Origin of the sequence: Bacillus nitratireducens (assembly GCF_001884135.1) — a bacterium.
In the GTDB taxonomy this organism is placed as follows: Bacteria; Bacillota; Bacilli; order Bacillales; family Bacillaceae_G; genus Bacillus_A; species Bacillus_A nitratireducens.
The window spans coordinates 1-18,864 of sequence record NZ_MAOC01000033.1 but is presented as its reverse complement, the minus strand read 5'-3'; the positions used below and the strand labels follow the sequence as shown (position 1 = coordinate 18,864).

The following is an 18,864-nucleotide window of genomic DNA, read 5'->3' as shown; positions in this document are numbered from 1 at the left end:
ATGATAAAAATTTTGGTAAAATAGATAATGGATATATAAGAAGCGATTTAATAGGAGGAAGACTACTATGGCAATTGTTGACGTATCGATTATTCCAGTAGGAACAGGTAATCCAAGTGTTAGTGAATATGTAGCAGAAGTACAAAAGGTGCTAGAGAAAAATGCAGATCGCGTGAAGTATCAATTAACACCGATGAATACGGTTATTGAAGGAGATCTTCCTGTCATTCTAGAAGTAATTCAACAAATGCATGAAGTTCCATATACGAAAGGTGCACAACGTGTTGCAACAACAATTCGTATTGATGATCGCCGTGATAAAGTAAGCACAATGGAGAAGAAATTAAACTCTGTTCGATCAAAATTATAAGAAAAAGCAGCGATCTTCGCTGCTTTTTTCATATAGGAGGAAATAAGATGAGTGAAAAGTTTAACGAGCAATTTGATGGATTACTAGAGAAATACACGGAGCTATTACTTGGAGAGAGTAACGAAGAGCGAAAAGAGCAGGTGCAAAAATGGGCGCTTTATTCTTATATGGCTAAGACGATGCCAGTTTTAGTGAAGCATTGGAATGAGACTTATCCTGATGCGAAAGAAGAGATGGTGCAGTTAATTACGGATATTAAAAGGCTGAATGAAGAGAAGAGAAATGAAGGATAAAAACAATAAAATGCACAACCTTTTCTCAATACAATATTGAGAAAAGGTTGTGCATTTTTTGATTGTTTAATCAGTTATTTCGTATGTTCTTGGAAGAATGCTGATTGAATTAATGCTCTATCTTTTTTCTTCTTTTTCTATTTCGGATACAGATTTTTCAGGTTCTTTTATAAGTTTTCCCAGTTCTCCAGAACGTGTAAGCTGTTCCTCAAAATCTTTTGTAGTACTGACACTAGCTATAAACCATAATTTATCATCTTGGTTTATATATCCATTTATATGTGGAATGCCCATAGGGGTTATTTCTCTTTTTGTAAATGTAATAGATTTCACATCTTTTACATTATAACGAATGTACTTTTCCACTCGTGCTTCTTGTTTTTTCCAAAATTGCTCTTCCTGTTTTTTCTTTTCTACATATTTCATCGCAATATATCCTCCTGTTATAATACAAATTATGACAAATATAATTACCAATTTCTTTTTCATTTGGAATCTCCTTGCATTAAAATATATCATGAAATGAGTGATTTTTATGCGACAACATATGCTGCACCTAATATTTATCGCTTGTTAAGTGATGAAGCAAAAAACGTGTAGATGAAGGTGTAATGGATCATAAGGCTGTTGATTATACACATGAAAAAGATGCTGTAGGGAATTTTGAACAATTTGGTGCAAATCCGATTGGTAAACAATATGTTGTAAAAAGTAATGGAACTTCTCATGGTGTACTGGGTCTTTTACTTATGTCAGAACACCCTATGGATACATTTCAAGGAATGTTCCACTCTGATGGAAGTCCGATGTTAGTAGCCGAACCCCATGGCGTTATTCGCCAAGTTAAGAATACAGAAATCCACCTGAAAGTTGAGGATATTCAAGCCATTACAACAGATTTACAACGTGAAATAGATCATATTAACGAAAAAATCGTGGAAGCCAGCTCAAAGATTATACAAGTATTACAGCAATCACCGGCTAGTGTAGATGGTAATTTAATCCCTACAATCACGTATGCTGTAAATCAATTCCAAAGAAACTATGTGGAATCTCTACGTTCTACATCAGATTTTATTTATCAAAAGGCAAATGAATTTGAACGGGTGGATAATGAAGGCTAAATAGGAGGAAATAGCATGAAAAACTATGATGTTATTCAACATTCTTTAGATGTACAAGGGGCAACCAATCAATTAGCTGCGTGTTTATCAGATTTAGAAAATCACAAAATCAAACTATATTCTATCAAAACATTATTAGCTCATAATTGGAAAGGGAACACTGCAAGCGAAATTGAAAGAAGATTAAGTGAAACTGAAGATAAATTAATGTATGTACTTAATCAATTTCAAAATATAGAAGGTGATTTAGAAAGATATAAAAGAAGTGTAGACAGTTTTGCCAATCAGTTTATGATGATGGGGCCAAAATATTAATTAATATCCTCTATATGCAAAATATAAAATGAGTCTTAATCTACATAGAAAGTTGGTTTTACTGTAAAAGGGTATATTTAATTGTAAGTGCTAGTCATTGCATCCCTTTTTAAGTAGATATTCAAAGTCACGATGATTGATGAATATGAAACATATATTGTTCTTTACATTAATATCCTCATATAATTTACATGGAATATAAAGGGTTTTATAAGCATGTCGAATATTTTCGACATGCTTATTTTTTGCCTAGTAAACCCGTTTTTTATAAATGTCGAAAAATATTTCCGGCATATTTGTAAGCGAGAATATGGGGTTTTAAATATTTTTATAGTATTTTATAAATTATCTAAATAATTATTTGTATCAAATAATTTTAAACAGTGATATAATTTTGAAGAGGGGTAAAAAACAGATAAAGAACAGTCATAGGGGTGAATTACATGGAACAATTAATGCGCAATTCGTTTCTTTTTTTATCAAAAAATAAAGCGCTAACAAAACTGGCTAAAAAGTACGGTTTACGCTTTGGCGCGGGTCGCTTCGTCGCAGGGGAGACGATTGAATTAGCGACAGCAGCAATTAAAGCATTAAATAAGCAAGGTCTTTGTGTAACGATCGATTATTTAGGTGAATTCGTTGATAACGAAGCGGAAGCAAATGAAATGGCTAGCGAATCGATTGAAGCGATTCGTGCAATTGGAAGAGAAGGTCTTAATTCGCAGCTTTCTTTAAAGATGACTTCTATGGGATTAGATATTTCTGATGAAATCGTAATGAACAATATGCGCCGTATTTTAGAAGCTGGAAAAGAAAACGGTGTGTTTATTACAATTGATATGGAAGACTATACGCGCTGCGGAAAAACAATTGATATCTTTAAACAGTTAAAATCTGAATACGATAATATTGGTACTGTTATTCAAGCTTACTTATATCGTACAGAAAAAGATATGGAAGAATTAAATGCTTATAGTCCTAATTTACGTCTTGTAAAAGGAGCTTATAAAGAGCCTGAAGAGGTAGCGTTCCCGGATAAGAAAGATGTAGATGATAACTATAAAAAAATTATTAAAATGCACTTATTAAATGGAAATTATACTGCAATTGCTTCACATGACGAAGCGATTATTGAATATACGAAAAAACTTGCCGAAGAACACAATATTCCAAGAGACCAATTTGAATTCCAGATGTTATATGGTATTCGTAATGAGCGTCAACTTGAGCTAGTAAAAGAAGGTTACAAAATGCGTGTTTATGTGCCTTATGGAAACGACTGGTATGGCTATTTCATGCGCCGTCTAGCAGAGCGTCCAGCAAACGTTGCGTTCGTATTAAAAGGTATGGTTAAAAAATAACCAAGGAGAAAATACTCCTTGGTTATTTTAATTGCTGAAATGCGTAGTGCGCCATTTTCTTCGTATCAGGGTATAGCTGCGTACGAGTAGAAGATAACACGACGTTAATGACGCGTTTACCGTCTTTTTTATCAACTGTTACGACTGTATATTTTCCGAGTGCGGATAAACCACTTTTACTTCCAATCGCATATGGATCGTCATATAGTTCTTCTCGTCCATAGTTTGCAATTTTTGGAGAGCGCTCTGAAGTATGTAGAGTAGTATGTGTTGAATTCATATAATCTAAAACAATTGGATACTTTAATGCTTCTTTCGTAATAATAGCAATGTCATAAGGTGATACTTTATTTCCAAGTGCATCAGCACCGCTTGCATTTTTGAAAGTTGCATGCTTCGTCCCGAGTTCCTTCGCCCTAGCATTCATCATTTTCACAAACTCATTTTTTGATCCTGCGATATGTTCTGCAATTGACTCAGCGATCGGGTCTGCACTAATGATAAGCATAAGTTTTAATGCCTCATCACGTTTTAATTTTTCACCAGCACGAAGCTTAATCTTCTTACTTTGACTTTCTGTTTTTATTGCGTTTTCTGTAACTGTAATTTCCTCATCTTCTTTTACATTCTCAAGTAAGAGAAGAGTTGTCATCATTTTGGCTATACTAGCCGGATAAGAGCGCTCATCCTCGCGTTTTCCATACAAAATTTCACCTGTGTCTGCATCGATTGTAATTCCATATTGCCCAGTAATACTAGGTTGATCCGCTCTTACGGCTTGTTGTCTGTGAGCATAAGAGAAGAAAATCATCCCTGTAAACAGTGTAGCAATCATTACAATCATAACTATTGTTCGTTTCATTATAATTCCCTCTTTTGTTCCAAATAAATTGGGCAGAAAAAGCAGCCATTAATCATTATGCCACGTTCTCTGCCCAAAAATATAGCGTTATTTTTCGCCCATATTATGCTTCTTATATTGTTGGTTATTACCTTGACGCCCTTTTTCAACACCTTGATTATGCGGGCCTGCATTTCCAGTTACGCTTGCTGCGCTAATTCCAGCTTTTGAAGGGTTCTTCTTAAGTTTTGCCATATATATTCCTCCAGTTTCGTCAGATTATAAAAAGGAAAAGTGCATTTTAATGAAGAAAATACACATGTATAGCATAGCCAAATGAAAGAAATATATTTATTTCAGAAAATTTTATCAATAAATATATTGCGAAAATTCAAACTGTATCATATATTTATTAGTAGAGGCTCACTCATTGATTGCGACTTATGTCGAAAAATTGAATGAGCATTCATTCAAGAATAGGGGGAGAAATGGATGTTCCAAATTAAAAAGGCTGCTGTTCTAGGTTCAGGCGTAATGGGTTCAGGAATTGCGGCACACTTAGCTAATATTGGTATTCCGACATTATTGCTTGATATTGTACCACCTGCGCTTACGAAAGAAGAAGAAGCGAAGGGACTTACATTAGAACATAAAAGTGTGAGAAATCGTTTTAGTAATACGGCTGTGCAAAAACTATTAAAGCAAAAACCAGCTCCTCTGACAGTGAAAGGAAATTTAGCACTGATTGAAGCAGGTAACTTAGAAGATGATCTTGAGCGTCTAGCTGATGTAGATTGGATTATTGAAGTAGTAGTTGAGAACTTAGATATTAAAAAGAAACTATTTGAAAAAGTAGATGCTGTTCGTAAACCAGGCTCAATTGTGAGCTCAAATACATCAGGCATTTCCGTTGAAAAAATGGCAGAGGGTCGTTCAGACGACTTCCAGAAACACTTCTTAGGCACACACTTTTTTAACCCACCACGATATTTAAAACTTCTAGAGGTAATACCGACGAAAGAAACTGATCCACAAGTATTAAGCTTCATGAAACTATTTGGCGAAGACGTTCTTGGAAAAGGCGTTGTTATCGCAAAAGATACACCAAACTTTATTGGAAACCGCATCGGTACGTATGGCTTGCTTGTAACATTACAAGAAATGATTAAGCGCGGCTATAGCATTGGGGAAGTTGATTCTGTAACAGGCCCACTTATTGGTCGTCCGAAGAGCGCAACGTTCCGTACATTAGATGTTGTTGGTTTAGATACATTCGTACACGTTGCAAATAACGTATATGAAAATGTACAAGAAGAAGAGCGTGATGTATTTAAAGTACCAGCTTTTATGCATGACATGCTTGATAAAAAGTGGCTTGGAAGCAAAACAGGTCAAGGCTTCTTCTTAAAACAAGGAAAAGAAATTTTAGAACTAAATCCTGAAACGATGGAATACGAAGCTCGCAAAAAATTAAAAGCTGCATCTATCGAGTTAAGTAAACAAGAAAAAGGTTTATCGAATAAATTGAAAGCGCTTGTATACGCGAAAGACCGCGCAGGAGAGTTGTTATGGAACATCATTACACCGACTCTTTTATACTCTGCAAAACTTCATAAAGAAATTGCTGACGATATCGTTGCAATTGACCAAGCCATGAAGTGGGGCTTCGGCTGGGAGCAAGGACCATTTGAAGTTTGGGATGCAATTGGCGTTGAAAAGTCCGTTCAAAAGATGGAAGAAAACGGTGCAGTTGTTCCGACTTGGGTGAAAGAAATGGTAGAGAAAGGTTTCACTACTTTCTACAAACATGATAACGGAGATAGCTACTATTACGATAATGGCGAATATAAGCTAATCGAACGTAATAAAAAGGCAATTTCTCTTAAGCAATTAAAAGCGAAAAATGGCGTATTAAAGAAAAATAGCGGAGCGAGCTTAATTGATTTAGGTGACGGCATCCTTTGCTTAGAATTCCATTCGAAGAGCAATGCAATCGGTATGGATATTACGCAAATGATTAACTACGCTGTTGATGAAGTAGAAAAGAATTATAAAGGTCTTGTTATCGGTAACCAATCGAAGAACTTCTGCGTTGGTGCGAACCTAGCAATGATCTTAATGGAAGCACAAGATGACAACTACTTTGAAATTGAGTGGGTTGTGAAAAATTTCCAAGATGCAATGACGAAAATTAAGTACTCTTCTAAGCCAGTCGTAGCAGCACCATATGGTATGACGCTTGGTGGAGGTACAGAAGTTTGCTTACCAGCTGCTAGCATTCAAGCTTCTAGTGAAACGTATATGGGCTTAGTAGAAGTTGGTGTTGGCTTAATCCCTGGCGGAGGCGGTAATAAAGAGCTTTACATTAAACACTTAAATAAAATGCCAAACGGTGTAGAGTTTGATCTGCAAAAAGTTGCGAATAAAGTATTCGAATCTGTAGCGATGGCGAAAGTTTCTACATCAGCACAAGAAGCTGTCTCGAACAACTTCTTAGGCGATAAAGACGGTATTAGTGTGAATGGTGATCACTTACTATATGATGCGAAACAAAAAGCACTTGCTTTATATGAAGCTGGCTATAAAGCACCAATCCGTAAAAAGATACCAGTTGTTGGTGAAACAGGATATGCAACGCTTGTACTTGGTGCAGAAGCAATGCATTTATCAGGTTACATTTCTGAACATGATCTTCACATTGCGAAAAAACTTGCATATGTCATTGCGGGCGGAAAAGTGCCGTACGGAACAGAAGTTGATGAGCAGTATTTATTAGATGTAGAACGTGAAGCATTTATTAGCTTAGTAAGTGAGATGAAATCACAAGCAAGAATGCAGCACATGCTTGTAAAAGGAAAGCCATTACGTAACTAATAACGAGGGGAGATATCGTTCATGAGAGAAGCTGTCATTGTTGCGGGAGCAAGAACACCAATTGGAAAAGCAAAGAGGGGTTCATTAAAAACAGTTCGTCCTGACGATCTAGGGGCATTAGTAGTAAAGGAAACGTTAAAGCGTGCGAATTATGAAGGACCGATCGATGATTTAATTTTCGGTTGTGCGATGCCAGAAGCTGAGCAAGGTTTAAATATGGCTCGTAATATCGGCGGATTAGCAGGACTTTCTTACGATGTTCCAGCTATTACAATTAACCGTTACTGTTCTTCAGGTTTACAAAGTATCGCTTACGGAGCAGAGCGTATTATGCTTGGTCACTCGGAAGCTGTATTATCAGGCGGAGCGGAATCAATGAGTTTAGTTCCAATGATGGGACACGTTGTTCGTCCAAATAGTCGCCTTGTAGAAGCGGCTCCGGAATATTATATGGGTATGGGACATACAGCAGAGCAAGTTGCTGTGAAATATGGAATTTCTCGTGAAGAACAAGATGCATTTGCAGTAAGAAGTCATCAACGTGCTGCGAAAGCATTAGCTGCAGGGAACTTTGCTGATGAAACAGTATCTGTAGATGTAACGTTACGTACTGTTGGATCAAACAACAAACTGCAAGAAGAAACAATCATTTTCGCACAAGACGAAGGTGTAAGAGCAGAAACGTCGCTAGACATTTTAGGTAAATTACGTCCAGCATTTAACGTTCGCGGTTCTGTAACAGCTGGTAACTCTTCACAAATGAGTGACGGTGCAGCATCTGTACTATTAATGGATCGTGAAAAAGCAGTGAGTGATGGCATGAAACCACTTGCGAAATTCCGATCATTCGCAGTAGCTGGCGTACCACCAGAAGTAATGGGAATCGGCCCAATCGCTGCAATTCCAAAAGCGTTAAAATTAGCTGGCTTAGAGCTATCTGATATCGGTCTATTCGAACTAAACGAAGCATTCGCTTCACAATCGATCCAAGTTATTCGTGAACTTGGTTTAGATGAGGAAAAAGTAAACGTAAACGGCGGTGCAATCGCACTTGGACATCCACTTGGCTGTACAGGAGCAAAACTAACACTATCTCTTATTCACGAAATGAAACGCCGCAACCAACAATTCGGTATCGTAACAATGTGTATCGGCGGCGGAATGGGAGCAGCAGGAGTGTTTGAATTACTATAAAAAAGTGGAAGTGGCTTGCTCAGAACAGGAGGGCGTTGGAAGCCCTGACGAAGAGGCGCTTTTTGCCTCACAGGAAGGGGTGAAACGATCGACTGTTCTAGCCACTGGAACTGGATTATGAAAAAAAGTGGAAGCGGCTCGTTCAGAATGTGAGGGGGATGGAGCTTCAGACGTAGAGGCGTTCTTTGCCTCGCAGGTGGCTCGCTCAGAACGAGACGTCGCCAATACAAAGAATGGAAGCAACAAAGGTTTATAAAAAATAAACGGGAGAGCCAGCTTCTTTCAAAATGAGAGAAGCGGCTTATGAAAATATGAAGGAGGAAATTTTCATGGAAAAAACAGTAGGAAATGCGGTTAAAGGCGGTAGCTTTTTAGTTGATGAGATTACGATTGATCAAGTGTTTACGCCAGAGGATTTTTCATCTGAGCATAAAATGATTGCAAAAACGACAGAGGACTTTATCGTAAATGAAGTTCTTCCAGAGCTTGAATATTTAGAGCAACACGAGTTTGATCGTTCTGTGCGTCTTTTAAAAGAAGCTGGTGAACTTGGTTTATTAGGCGCTGACGTACCAGAAGAGTACGGCGGAATCGGTCTTGATAAAGTAAGCTCAGCGTTAATCGCAGAGAAATTCTCTCGCGCAGGTGGCTTTGCAATTACTCACGGTGCTCACGTAGGTATCGGATCTTTACCAATCGTATTATTCGGTAACGAAGAGCAAAAGAAAAAGTATTTACCATTACTTGCAACTGGTGAAAAATTAGCTGCATACGCATTAACAGAGCCAGGTTCAGGATCTGACGCATTAGGTGCAAAAACAACGGCACGTTTAAATGCAGAAGGTACACATTACGTATTAAATGGTGAAAAACAATGGATTACAAACTCTGCATTCGCTGATGTATTTGTTGTATATGCAAAAATAGATGGTGAGCACTTCTCAGCATTTATCGTAGAGAAAGAGTATCCAGGCGTATCTACAAGCCCAGAAGAAAAGAAAATGGGTATTAAATGTTCTTCAACTCGTACGTTAATTTTAGAAGATGCATTAGTACCGAAAGAAAATCTACTTGGTGAAATCGGTAAAGGTCATATTATCGCGTTCAACATTTTAAATATCGGTCGTTATAAATTAGGTGTTGGTACAGTTGGATCTGCGAAACGTGCAGTAGAAATTTCAGCACAATATGCAAATCAACGTCAACAGTTCAAACAACCAATCGCTCGCTTCCCATTAATTCAAGAGAAACTTGCGAATATGGCAGCAAAAACATATGCAGCTGAAAGCTCTGTATATCGTACAGTAGGTTTATTCGAAAGTCGCATGAGCACATTATCTGAAGAAGAAGTAAAAGACGGTAAAGCAGTAGCAGCTTCTATCGCTGAATATGCAATCGAGTGTTCTTTAAATAAAGTATTCGGTTCTGAAGTGTTAGATTATACAGTAGATGAAGGTGTTCAAATTCACGGTGGTTACGGATTTATGGCAGAGTACGAGATTGAAAGAATGTACCGTGATTCTCGTATTAACCGTATTTTCGAAGGAACGAACGAAATTAACCGCCTAATCGTACCAGGTACGTTCTTACGTAAGGCGATGAAAGGTGAATTACCACTTCTTCAAAAAGCACAAAAATTACAAGAAGAGTTAATGATGATGATGCCAGAAGAAGTAGGCGATGAGCCATTAGCACTTCAAAAGTATTTAGTAACTAACGCGAAGAAAATCGGTTTAATGGTAGCTGGATTAGCTGCTCAAAAATACGGTAAAGCATTAGATAAAGAGCAAGAAATTCTTGTGAATATCGCTGACATCGTAAGCAACCTTTACGCAATGGAATCAGCTGTTCTGCGTACAGAAAAAGCAATTAAAACAACTGGTCTTGAAAAGAATAAACAAAAAGTGTTATACACTGAAGTATTCTGCCAAGAAGCATTCAACGAAATCGAAGCAGATGCGAAAGAAACACTTATCGCAGTTGAAAATGGCGACATGCTGCGCATGATGTTATCATCATTACGCAAATTAACACGCCACACGCCACTTAACGTAATTCCGAAGAAACGTGAAATCGCTGCGAAAATTTTAGAAGATGAGCGTTACACAGTTTAATACCTTTAAAGAACAGTAGTCGTTTATACGACTACTGTTCTTTTTTTTTTGAAAAAATGAAATTTTTAGTGACATAAAACTAATGCCATTAGTATAATAAAACTAATAGCATTAGTTTTTCGGAAAGGGAGCTGGAAATATGAGAATGATACATGAAAAAACGGTATATCAATTGTCATTTTTACCAAGAGTGTTTCCTGTGAATTGTTACTTTGTGGAGGAAGAAGATGGTTTAACTTTAATTGATGCAGCTTTGCCATATAGCGCAAAAGGTATTTTACAGGCGGCTGAGAAAATAGGGAAACCAATTACTAAGATTGTATTAACGCATGCGCATGATGATCACATCGGTGCGCTAGACGAATTAAAAGAAGTACTTCCTGATGTCCCAGTCTATATTTCTAAGCGGGACGCAAAGCTGTTAGAGGGAGATACGTCGTTACAAAAGGATGAACCAAATATACCAATAAAAGGCGGTGTACCTAAAAAGGTAAAAACGGTACCTGATGTTTTATTGGAAGATGGCGACCGAGTTGGATCGCTTCTTGCGATTATGACACCGGGACATACGCCAGGATCCATGTCGTTTCTTGATGTACGAAATAAAGCTCTTATTGTCGGGGATGCCTTCCAAACAAGAGGAGGTATGGCTGTTTCGGGACAAATGAAATTTTGGTTTCCGTTTCCTGCGATGGCAACGTGGAGCAAAGAAATATCATTACAAAGTGCAGAGAAGCTAAGAGAATATGAGCCTTCCTTGCTTGCGGCGGGACATGGAAAAATGATAAAGGATCCAGGCGCTGCTATAAAACTTGCTATTAAGGAAGCTAAGCGGAATATGGAAAGTAGAAAAGAGGTTTAATTGATGTCACCGAGAATCGGACTTACATTACAGAAAATTGTAGAAACAGCAGCAGAAATTGCAGATATAAATGGAATACAAGAAGTAACGTTAGCTTCATTAGCGCAAACATTAGGGGTGCGTTCTCCCTCGCTATACAATCATGTGAAAGGGTTACAAGATGTACGGAAAAATCTTGGTATGTACGGAATAAAAGAGCTGCATAACAGACTGGAAGAAGCGGCCGAGGGTAAACGTATGGATGAAGCAATTCATGCTTTAGGAGAAGCGTATGTAGCATTCGTACGCAAACATCCTGGATTGTATGAAGCGACTTTTTTACGAGATGAAGAAGTAAGAAAAGCAGGTGACGGAATTGTAAAGCTTTGTCTTCATGTTTTACAACAATACGGCTTAGAAGGAGAGAATGCACTTCATGCGACGCGTGGATTCAGAAGTATTTGTCATGGGTTTGCGTCGATTGAACAGCAGGGTGGATTTGGTTTGCCACTAGATTTAGATACAAGTTTACATGTATTATTGGAGACATTTATTAAAGGATTACACGTAATGAGAGATTGAATAAGAGGCGAGACAACATGAAACCTTAGGAGCGATTCTAAGGTTTTTTAGTGCATAGGATTCCAAAAGAACGGTAGGTGGGCGGATTGAAGTTTCACTTTATCTGTGTTAAAAATAGTTTACATGATGTTAAAAATAAATTACAATTAAAATATGGAAAATAATGTAAAATAAGGAGAGGTTATGAAACAGAGTGGGAATTTACAAAATAATCTCGTTGTACTCAGAGCAGAAAAACGCTGGTCACAAACGGATTTAGCGAACAAAGCTGGGGTAAGTAGACAAACGATCGCATCAATTGAAGCGAATCGGTACAATCCATCTTTAATTTTAGCTTTTGAAATTGCGCATATTTTAGGTAAGGAGTTTCATGAAGTTTTTCAATATAAGATAGAGGGGGAAACGGAATGAGTATTGTAATAGGGATAATAATCTCAGTAGCAGGACTAATAGGTGTTTTATATTCAACACGTTTTCAGAAGAATGAGGGGGAAGATGAGAGAGGCGAGCATATTACAGGGAATGCAGCTAAAATTTCATTGTTTGTATTTTTATTTCTATATTTAATTATCTTTTTAATCGGGAATCTATATTCATTGACAGGCGAACAGTATAAGTTAGCAAATGCATTTTTATTAGCTGGAGTACTTTGTTCGTATGCTTTAACTATCGTAGTTTTAAAAAGAAGATATTAACTGGAAAAGAGTCTCTAATGGTTTAGAGGCTCTTTCTTGTTAAATGATATTATTTTGCAGGTTTGAAAAATGTGTATATGGCTAAGAAAAAGCAAACGAAACTGAATGCAATAGGATCTTGATAGGGGGTAGGTTCAGAGCCTTTCTGGATTTCTGTAAGGAATTCATGGGTTTTCATAGTCGTTGCTCCTTTGTTATGTAGAGTTTATAAAAGGGTGTTTTTCATTAAACTAACGCTTACCAATAGAGTTGCACTAATAAATATTAAGAAAAAAGTGGTATTACGATTTCTATAGTTGTTAAGCGCAATGAACAAAAAACCAATGAGAAATAACATATGTAAAGGTATGGAAGTGAATAGTGGTTTTAAAGTTGATATATCAATCAACAATTTTACATACAGGATTGCATAAACCATTAAGAAGATAGCTTTAAAATGTTTTTGCATAAGCACACCTACCTACTATGCTATGGGTTGTTTGGGGATTATATTGTTGTTATAGGTTACCTATTGAAAATTTGTATTTTTCTGTAATTATAACATTTTATTGGATTTATAAATAGGCGTGATTTATTTGAAATGTAAGAAAGCTTTTTAATGAATATGATTTAGAAAGAACAGAATACTAAAGGAGAATGAAAGAAGAAAGGTAGGAGTATCCTATGCAAAATTTAACAGAGCTTGAAGTAGAAAACTTACGCCATTTAATTGGTGGACATGCAACAATTATTAATAAATTAGACCAGTATGCACAGGCTTGTACAGATCCACAACTGAAACAAATGTTACAAAAGGATGCACAAGATGCACGAAATACGAAACAGCAATTAATGACTTTCCTAGGATAGGAGGAAGTGAAAGATGAATGAAAAAGATATGGTAAATGATTATTTAGCAGGATTAAATGCAAGTTTAACAAGTTATGCAAATTATATTTCTCAGTCTGATAATGAACAGTTACATCAAACGTTAATTCAAATTCGTAATCAAGATGAGATGCGTCAACGTAATATGTATGAATACGCAAAGCAAAAGAGTTATTATAAACCGGCAGCACCTGCTAACCCAATGATTGTACAGCAATTAAAAGGTCAATTAAGTGCGGAATAATGGGATGAAAAAACGAGCGAATGAAGTCGCTCGTTTTTTTTGTTTTGGGCATGTCAATAAATATATAATAAATATTTTTCCAGTTGTAACAAATATGACGAAAATGGAATATAACAATTCACAAAAAGGACAAAAGTTTGCTCAACATTTCACAAAGTATCCATGGTTTCTATCGTGGGAATCTATATAATTAGGGGTGTAAAGAACAAAAGAAATAGATTATATGATCAATTAGGAGAGATTGCTATGAAACGAAATACAAGAAAAATTGCAATTATCGGTACTGGATTAGTTGGATCAAGTTGTGCATATTCCATTGTCAATCAAGGCATTTGCGAAGAGCTATTATTAATTGATATAAATCATGAACGTGCAGTTGGGGAAGCAATGGATTTATCACACTGTATTAACTTTACAAATACAAGAACAAAAGTATATGCAGGAAGCTATGAAGACTGCAAAGATATGGACATTGTAATTATTACAGCAGGACCAGCGCCGAAGCCTGGACAAAGTCGTTTAGACACTTTAGGGGCAAGCGCTAAGATTATGGAGAGTGTTGTGAATGGCGTAATGGAAAGTGGATTTGATGGCATTTTCTTAATCGCATCGAACCCAGTTGACATTATTACATATCAAGTTTGGAAATTATCTGGTTTACCAAGAAATCGTGTACTTGGTACTGGCACATCACTAGATTCTTCTCGCTTAAGAACAATTTTATCTGAAATGTTACATGTAGATCCTCGTAGTATTCATGGGTATTCATTAGGAGAGCATGGTGATTCTCAAATGGTTGCTTGGTCTCACGTAACTGTTGGTGGAAAGCCAATTCTGCAAATTTTAGAGGAACAAAAAGAACGATTTGGTGAAATAGATTTAGATGAAATTGTTGAGAAGACTGCAAAAGCTGGATGGGAAATTTATAAGCGTAAAGGAACTACTTATTACGGAATCGGAAATTCCCTAGCATATATTGCCCGCTCAATCTTCAATGATGATCACCGTGTTATCGCTGTTTCAGCTATTTTAGATGGCGAATATGGCGAATACGATATTTGTACAGGAGTACCAGCAATTATTACTAGAGACGGTGTAAGAGAAGTGGTAGAACTGAATTTATTAGAAGATGAAGAAAGCCGCTTTGCGAAATCAAACGATGTTTTACGCGATTATATGAAGACAATTGGTTACTAAATTATAGGAGAAGGTGAAACAAATGAAGGAATATATAATGTCTCGTGTGTTTAAAGCTTCTGCCGGAATCGCACAGGGTATTTTCGTATCCCTTGGAATTGGTTTACTGATCGAAAATATAGGAAGAATTGTTGATATCCCATTACTTATTACAATCGGAGTTGTTGCAAAATCACTTATGGCACCAGCAATTGGAGCCGGAATTGCTTTTATGCTTGGTGCAAACGGACTCGTAATTTTCTCAGCAATGGTAGCCGGAGCAATTGGAGCAGGTTCCATTTCAATTACTGAAGCTGGTCTCATTATTAAAACAGGTGAACCAATCGGTGCATTATTAACAGCGACTTTAGCAGTTTATATTGGTAAACGATTAAGCGGAAAAACTGCTTTAGATATGATGCTCGTTCCATTTGCAGCAATATTAGGTTCTGGTTTAGTCGGTATTTGGTTAGCTCAAAATATTAGCCCAGTTTTAAATGCAGTTGGAGCATTCATTAAAGATAGTTCAGCTGGTAGCCCGTTCGTCGCTTCTATCGTGATTGCTGTAGTTTGGGGATTATTACTTATCTCTCCAGCTTCATCAGCTGCTTTAGCGATAGCACTTAGCTTAGATGGTGTTGCAGGAGGAGCAGCACTTGCAGGATGTGTTGCTCAGTTTATCGGATTCTCTGTTATCTCAGCGAAAGAAAATAATTTAGGTGGCATATTAGCTCAGGCACTTTGTACTCCAAAAGTACAATTACCGAACATTACTAAAAATCCAATGATTCTCGTCCCAACTGTCGTCGCCAGCGCTATAGTAGGCCCAGTATCAGCATTAATTTTCCAACTGGAAGCAGGGAAAGAAATTGCAGGTCTTGGATTAAGTTATCTTATCGCACCAATTAATTTAATTTCCAGCCAAGGATGGGAAGTTGTCCCAGCGATGGTAATCACTTATATCATCATTCCAGTAGCTGTTTCTTATATACTTTACATTGCTCTTAAAAAAACAGGTCGTATTCATTCTGGTGATATGACTGTACCGCAATCTTAAATTGAAAATCTCCTTAATATAGAGAAAAGCAGACTGAAGAAGCCACAGTCTGCTTTTTACATTTTTTGATTTTGTTTTACTGGAACACGTACTGTTTCTTTTGCTAATAATAGCTGAACACCGAAGTATAGTACGCTTGCGAGTGTCATTCCAGAAACGGCATCTACAAAAGCATGTTGCTTTGTAAATAGCGTTGATAAAATAATAAGAGTACCGAAGAACGTAAGGATGTAATACTCAAAAGCATGTTGTTCTCTACGTCTAAAGGCAGCTAACATAATTATAAAGGTGGTAAGGACATGAATGCTTGGGAAACAGTTTACTGGTTGATCAATACTATAAATATAGCGGACTAGTTCGGAAAATACGTCCGTTCCAACGACTGTTGGACGTGGTACAGTTGTCTGCCAAAAATAATAAATAGAAAAACAAGCAAGTTTTCCAAGAATTACACTACTTAAAGTGACATAATATTGCTTTCGATCAGCAAAACAGTAATAAATAAGTGCGCCGTATAAGTAAGGAAACCAAAGTAAATAAGGAATAATAAATGCTTTCACAAATGGAATCCAATCATCTACTACAGTTGTGACATCCACTGCGTGAACAGTGGATTTATTTAATACATCGTAAAGGGGACTTACGAGCACGAGTAGAAGTATATAACTTAACGGAAGAAAAGATGAAAGTTTAAAATTCTTCATGATAAGCTCCTATGTTTTAGTAATGTAAGTAAATTCAATTGATTATAATATAGAAAATCCAATTGGGCTATCGATTTCACTTACATTTTCTTGAATTTACCTTACATTTTTGTCACTTGACTTAAAAGAGGGAGAGGGTGCTAAATGAAGCGTTCATTTTATTTCTTAGTTTTTATATTGTTATGCCTAGTGAGTACTGGGTGTGCAAAGGATAAAGAAGGAGAGAAATTAGAATACAACGGGAGAGCACTCGTAATTGGAGTTGTTGGTGAAAAGCCGAAAGATACGTTTAGGAATATAAAGTTTGAAAATGTGAAGTTAGAGGAATTGGAAAAGAAATCTAAGGAAGTGGATGGTTTTCTAATAATGAAAAATCACTTTCAAGAGGCCTCAACAGAGCAGTATAAAGATGTATTTTCATCGCTAAAGAAACCAGTATTTTTTATTGGTTTACAAGATAAATCATATTCAACTTTTATTACAAAAGGGATAGAGTATAACAGTGCACGAAAAGATGTAAATGCTATGTATACGCAAGGTTTTGCAAATATCGGAAGTGGTGAAGGACAACAATGGGCAGTTGGTTTATCGAATGGTGGAAATACAGAAGAAAGTATTCATAATATGTATATCGTAGTATTTCAAACAATTGCAGATTATTTGAATAGATGATGAAGGAGCCTGTAAACGAGGCTTCTTATTTTTTTAGAAACGTTTGTTTAAGATGTATGTTCGGTAGGAAGAAATCGTTGCAGCTAAAGGGTTAACAAAGAAAAATATGGAATTAATCAAACGTTTGTTTAAGATGTATGTTCGGTAGGAAGAAACCGATACAGCTTAAAGGTTAACAAAGAAAAGTAGGAAATTAATCAAACGTTTGTTTAAGATGTATGTTCGGTAGGAAGAAAGCAATGCAGCTCAAGGGCTAACAAAGAAAAATAGGTAGTTAATCAAACATTTGTTTAAGATATATGTTAGGCGGGTGATGAGAGAAGAATCTAAAAAATTTATATATTTATTTTTTCTTAATAAATGGCGGAAAAATAAGAAAAATTAGCAGGATTATTAAAAATTATCACGAAATAAGTAAAAGTTTAGCGAATAATCGTTTGAAATAATAAAACGTTTTCTATATGATAAAGGTAAAGGTAAGTAAAAAAGTAGGTGAATTTATGACAGTAACATTTTATTCATATCCAAAGTGTGGCACATGTCAAAAAGCAAAAAAATGGTTTGAGGCAAATGATGTAGCATATGAGATGATTCATATTGTTGAAAATCCACCGTCAAAAGAAGATTTACGTAATTTACATGAGAAAAGTGAATTGCCATTAAAAAAATTCTTTAATACAAGTGGAATGCGTTACCGCGAACTTGGTTTAAAAGATAAGTTAAAGGATGCAAGCGAAGACGAAATGTACGAGCTTTTAGCATCTGATGGCATGTTAATTAAACGTCCAATTGTAACAAATGGAACGAGTGTAACACTTGGTTTTAACGAAGAGCAGTTTGAAAGTGTGTGGAAAAAGTACCAATAAGGTATTTTTACATAATTAATACATTCACTGGAGGTACAGTCATGAGCATTCCAAATAATTTACGTTACTCTGAAGAACACGAATGGGTAAAAACAGAAGGTAATGCGGTTGTTATCGGTATTACTCATTTTGCGCAAGGTGAGTTAGGCGATATCGTATTCGTTGAACTTCCTGAAGTAGGTGCAACAATCCAAGCTGACGAGCCATTCGGAAGCGTAGAATCTGTTAAAACAGTTTCTGAATTATACGCACCTGTAAGTGGTAAAGTTGTAGCAGTAAACGAAGAATTAAGTGACCAACCAGAACTTGTTAACGAATCTCCATACGAGGGTGCATGGATGGTTAAAGTTGAACTTTCTGATGCAAGCCAAGTTGAGAAGTTATTAACTGCAGAAAAATATGCAGAAATGACAAACCAAGACTAATTATAGTCGACTAAAGGACAGCCTTTGTGCTGTCCTTTTTTTATGTTGTGTTACATAATGAATTTGAAAGCACATATATATTAATTATCATATAGGAGAAGATTTTTGAAAAACTTTTTCGCAGATGTTTCATGTTGATTGAGCGGGTTCCGCTTTTCTTTATGATCCAGCTCCAGCGGCTAGATTGTTCGGTGGCTTCGCTTCTTCCTACAAGGCAAAAAGCGCCTTTACGTCAGAAGCTCCATCCCC

Annotated in this window: 22 protein-coding genes and 1 pseudogene; 19 read left to right on the top strand and 4 right to left on the bottom strand. The window is 36.5% G+C overall.

Features of this window, described 5'->3' with window-relative positions:
- Window positions 1-67: 67 nt before the first annotated feature.
- Together BAU23_RS13135 and BAU23_RS13130 are read left to right on the top strand one after the other, a co-directional pair.
- On the top strand, window positions 68-370 hold the full coding sequence (locus BAU23_RS13135; protein ID WP_001018862.1) for an MTH1187 family thiamine-binding protein: 303 nt from the start codon (window positions 68-70) through the stop codon (window positions 368-370).
- Window positions 371-417: 47 nt separating this feature from the next.
- Entirely contained in the window at window positions 418-663 is a 246-nt protein-coding gene (locus BAU23_RS13130) for a YusU family protein (protein ID WP_071734598.1), read from the top strand.
- Window positions 664-780: 117 nt separating this feature from the next.
- Here the strand turns inward: BAU23_RS13130 and BAU23_RS13125 are convergent, their stop codons facing one another.
- A complete protein-coding gene (locus BAU23_RS13125; RefSeq protein WP_071734597.1) occupies window positions 781-1,152 on the bottom strand; it encodes a DUF1433 domain-containing protein in 372 nt (123 codons plus the stop codon).
- Between the two features lie 39 nt (window positions 1,153-1,191).
- Here BAU23_RS13125 and BAU23_RS13120 point away from each other — a divergent pair.
- From BAU23_RS13120 to BAU23_RS13110, 3 genes and pseudogenes are all read left to right on the top strand, one after another.
- Window positions 1,192-1,787, top strand: a pseudogene (locus tag BAU23_RS13120) (cytoplasmic protein); the annotation flags it as partial.
- A gap of 15 nt (window positions 1,788-1,802) precedes the next feature.
- Window positions 1,803-2,102: a hypothetical protein gene (locus tag BAU23_RS13115; RefSeq protein ID WP_071734596.1), complete on the top strand. Its 300-nt coding sequence runs from the start codon at window positions 1,803-1,805 to the stop codon at window positions 2,100-2,102.
- Between the two features lie 443 nt (window positions 2,103-2,545).
- Window positions 2,546-3,463: a proline dehydrogenase family protein gene (locus BAU23_RS13110; protein WP_000436766.1), complete on the top strand. Its 918-nt coding sequence runs from the start codon at window positions 2,546-2,548 to the stop codon at window positions 3,461-3,463.
- Between the two features lie 22 nt (window positions 3,464-3,485).
- On the opposite strand, the gene BAU23_RS13105 is transcribed toward BAU23_RS13110, so the two are convergent.
- Both BAU23_RS13105 and BAU23_RS13100 read right to left on the bottom strand, forming a co-directional pair.
- Window positions 3,486-4,325 (bottom strand): D-alanyl-D-alanine carboxypeptidase family protein, encoded by an 840-nt coding sequence (locus BAU23_RS13105; RefSeq protein ID WP_071734595.1) that lies wholly within the window; start codon window positions 4,323-4,325, stop codon window positions 3,486-3,488.
- Between the two features lie 87 nt (window positions 4,326-4,412).
- Window positions 4,413-4,559, bottom strand: coding sequence for a YuzL family protein (locus tag BAU23_RS13100; RefSeq protein WP_001096346.1), 147 nt, complete (start codon window positions 4,557-4,559; stop codon window positions 4,413-4,415).
- 237 nt (window positions 4,560-4,796) lie between these two features.
- On the opposite strand from BAU23_RS13100, the gene BAU23_RS13095 reads away from it, so the two are divergent.
- The 11 genes from BAU23_RS13095 (at window position 4,797) to BAU23_RS13035 (ending at window position 15,948) form a co-directional block, all read left to right on the top strand.
- Window positions 4,797-7,178 carry a 3-hydroxyacyl-CoA dehydrogenase/enoyl-CoA hydratase family protein gene (locus BAU23_RS13095; protein ID WP_016130798.1) on the top strand — a complete coding sequence of 794 codons (2,382 nt, stop codon included), beginning with the start codon at window positions 4,797-4,799 and terminating at the stop codon, window positions 7,176-7,178.
- Between the two features lie 21 nt (window positions 7,179-7,199).
- Entirely contained in the window at window positions 7,200-8,372 is a 1,173-nt protein-coding gene (locus BAU23_RS13090; RefSeq protein ID WP_001206340.1) for an acetyl-CoA C-acetyltransferase, read from the top strand.
- A gap of 329 nt (window positions 8,373-8,701) precedes the next feature.
- Window positions 8,702-10,486 (top strand): acyl-CoA dehydrogenase family protein, encoded by a 1,785-nt coding sequence (locus BAU23_RS13085; protein WP_000416295.1) that lies wholly within the window; start codon window positions 8,702-8,704, stop codon window positions 10,484-10,486.
- 139 nt (window positions 10,487-10,625) lie between these two features.
- Entirely contained in the window at window positions 10,626-11,348 is a 723-nt protein-coding gene (locus BAU23_RS13080; protein ID WP_001242343.1) for an MBL fold metallo-hydrolase, read from the top strand.
- 3 nt (window positions 11,349-11,351) lie between these two features.
- The gene (locus BAU23_RS13075) at window positions 11,352-11,909 is read left to right on the top strand and encodes a TetR/AcrR family transcriptional regulator (protein ID WP_000074930.1); all 558 of its coding nucleotides are present in this window, start codon (window positions 11,352-11,354) and stop codon (window positions 11,907-11,909) included.
- 183 nt (window positions 11,910-12,092) lie between these two features.
- Window positions 12,093-12,320, top strand: a complete 228-nt coding sequence (locus BAU23_RS13070; RefSeq protein WP_000813830.1) for a helix-turn-helix transcriptional regulator — start codon at window positions 12,093-12,095, stop codon at window positions 12,318-12,320.
- The gene (locus tag BAU23_RS13065) at window positions 12,317-12,604 is read left to right on the top strand and encodes a DUF2178 domain-containing protein (RefSeq protein WP_000029290.1); all 288 of its coding nucleotides are present in this window, start codon (window positions 12,317-12,319) and stop codon (window positions 12,602-12,604) included. The genes BAU23_RS13070 and BAU23_RS13065 overlap by 4 nt, the downstream gene beginning before the upstream one ends.
- Window positions 12,605-13,267: 663 nt before the next feature.
- Entirely contained in the window at window positions 13,268-13,453 is a 186-nt protein-coding gene (locus tag BAU23_RS13055; RefSeq protein ID WP_001180550.1) for a hypothetical protein, read from the top strand.
- 13 nt (window positions 13,454-13,466) lie between these two features.
- A complete protein-coding gene (locus BAU23_RS13050; protein WP_001002991.1) occupies window positions 13,467-13,715 on the top strand; it encodes a spore coat protein in 249 nt (82 codons plus the stop codon).
- Between the two features lie 246 nt (window positions 13,716-13,961).
- Window positions 13,962-14,912, top strand: coding sequence for an L-lactate dehydrogenase (locus BAU23_RS13040; RefSeq protein WP_002079696.1), 951 nt, complete (start codon window positions 13,962-13,964; stop codon window positions 14,910-14,912).
- A 22-nt stretch (window positions 14,913-14,934) separates the two neighbouring features.
- Window positions 14,935-15,948: a PTS sugar transporter subunit IIC gene (locus BAU23_RS13035; RefSeq protein ID WP_071734593.1), complete on the top strand. Its 1,014-nt coding sequence runs from the start codon at window positions 14,935-14,937 to the stop codon at window positions 15,946-15,948.
- Between the two features lie 56 nt (window positions 15,949-16,004).
- Here the strand turns inward: BAU23_RS13035 and BAU23_RS13030 are convergent, their stop codons facing one another.
- Window positions 16,005-16,652, bottom strand: coding sequence for a phosphatase PAP2 family protein (locus BAU23_RS13030; protein WP_000787715.1), 648 nt, complete (start codon window positions 16,650-16,652; stop codon window positions 16,005-16,007).
- Window positions 16,653-16,796: 144 nt separating this feature from the next.
- Here BAU23_RS13030 and BAU23_RS13025 point away from each other — a divergent pair, with 144 nt between their 5' ends.
- From BAU23_RS13025 to gcvH, 3 genes are all read left to right on the top strand, one after another.
- On the top strand, window positions 16,797-17,324 hold the full coding sequence (locus tag BAU23_RS13025) for a hypothetical protein (protein ID WP_000830433.1): 528 nt from the start codon (window positions 16,797-16,799) through the stop codon (window positions 17,322-17,324).
- Between the two features lie 500 nt (window positions 17,325-17,824).
- Window positions 17,825-18,190: an arsenate reductase family protein gene (locus tag BAU23_RS13020; RefSeq protein ID WP_000218970.1), complete on the top strand. Its 366-nt coding sequence runs from the start codon at window positions 17,825-17,827 to the stop codon at window positions 18,188-18,190.
- Window positions 18,191-18,231: 41 nt separating this feature from the next.
- A complete protein-coding gene (gene gcvH / locus BAU23_RS13015) occupies window positions 18,232-18,615 on the top strand; it encodes a glycine cleavage system protein GcvH (protein ID WP_000026895.1) in 384 nt (127 codons plus the stop codon).
- Window positions 18,616-18,864: the final 249 nt, after the last annotated feature.

Coding starts and splice junctions, on each gene's coding strand:
- BAU23_RS13135 (WP_001018862.1), top strand. CDS start 68: ATGGCAATTGTTGACGTATCGATTATTCCAGTAGGAACAGGTAATCCA.
- BAU23_RS13130 (WP_071734598.1), top strand. CDS start 418: ATGAGTGAAAAGTTTAACGAGCAATTTGATGGATTACTAGAGAAATAC.
- BAU23_RS13125 (WP_071734597.1), bottom strand. CDS start 1,152: ATGAAAAAGAAATTGGTAATTATATTTGTCATAATTTGTATTATAACA.
- BAU23_RS13115 (WP_071734596.1), top strand. CDS start 1,803: ATGAAAAACTATGATGTTATTCAACATTCTTTAGATGTACAAGGGGCA.
- BAU23_RS13110 (WP_000436766.1), top strand. CDS start 2,546: ATGGAACAATTAATGCGCAATTCGTTTCTTTTTTTATCAAAAAATAAA.
- BAU23_RS13105 (WP_071734595.1), bottom strand. CDS start 4,325: ATGAAACGAACAATAGTTATGATTGTAATGATTGCTACACTGTTTACA.
- BAU23_RS13100 (WP_001096346.1), bottom strand. CDS start 4,559: ATGGCAAAACTTAAGAAGAACCCTTCAAAAGCTGGAATTAGCGCAGCA.
- BAU23_RS13095 (WP_016130798.1), top strand. CDS start 4,797: ATGTTCCAAATTAAAAAGGCTGCTGTTCTAGGTTCAGGCGTAATGGGT.
- BAU23_RS13090 (WP_001206340.1), top strand. CDS start 7,200: ATGAGAGAAGCTGTCATTGTTGCGGGAGCAAGAACACCAATTGGAAAA.
- BAU23_RS13085 (WP_000416295.1), top strand. CDS start 8,702: ATGGAAAAAACAGTAGGAAATGCGGTTAAAGGCGGTAGCTTTTTAGTT.
- BAU23_RS13080 (WP_001242343.1), top strand. CDS start 10,626: ATGAGAATGATACATGAAAAAACGGTATATCAATTGTCATTTTTACCA.
- BAU23_RS13075 (WP_000074930.1), top strand. CDS start 11,352: ATGTCACCGAGAATCGGACTTACATTACAGAAAATTGTAGAAACAGCA.
- BAU23_RS13070 (WP_000813830.1), top strand. CDS start 12,093: ATGAAACAGAGTGGGAATTTACAAAATAATCTCGTTGTACTCAGAGCA.
- BAU23_RS13065 (WP_000029290.1), top strand. CDS start 12,317: ATGAGTATTGTAATAGGGATAATAATCTCAGTAGCAGGACTAATAGGT.
- BAU23_RS13055 (WP_001180550.1), top strand. CDS start 13,268: ATGCAAAATTTAACAGAGCTTGAAGTAGAAAACTTACGCCATTTAATT.
- BAU23_RS13050 (WP_001002991.1), top strand. CDS start 13,467: ATGAATGAAAAAGATATGGTAAATGATTATTTAGCAGGATTAAATGCA.
- BAU23_RS13040 (WP_002079696.1), top strand. CDS start 13,962: ATGAAACGAAATACAAGAAAAATTGCAATTATCGGTACTGGATTAGTT.
- BAU23_RS13035 (WP_071734593.1), top strand. CDS start 14,935: ATGAAGGAATATATAATGTCTCGTGTGTTTAAAGCTTCTGCCGGAATC.
- BAU23_RS13030 (WP_000787715.1), bottom strand. CDS start 16,652: ATGAAGAATTTTAAACTTTCATCTTTTCTTCCGTTAAGTTATATACTT.
- BAU23_RS13025 (WP_000830433.1), top strand. CDS start 16,797: ATGAAGCGTTCATTTTATTTCTTAGTTTTTATATTGTTATGCCTAGTG.
- BAU23_RS13020 (WP_000218970.1), top strand. CDS start 17,825: ATGACAGTAACATTTTATTCATATCCAAAGTGTGGCACATGTCAAAAA.
- gcvH (WP_000026895.1), top strand. CDS start 18,232: ATGAGCATTCCAAATAATTTACGTTACTCTGAAGAACACGAATGGGTA.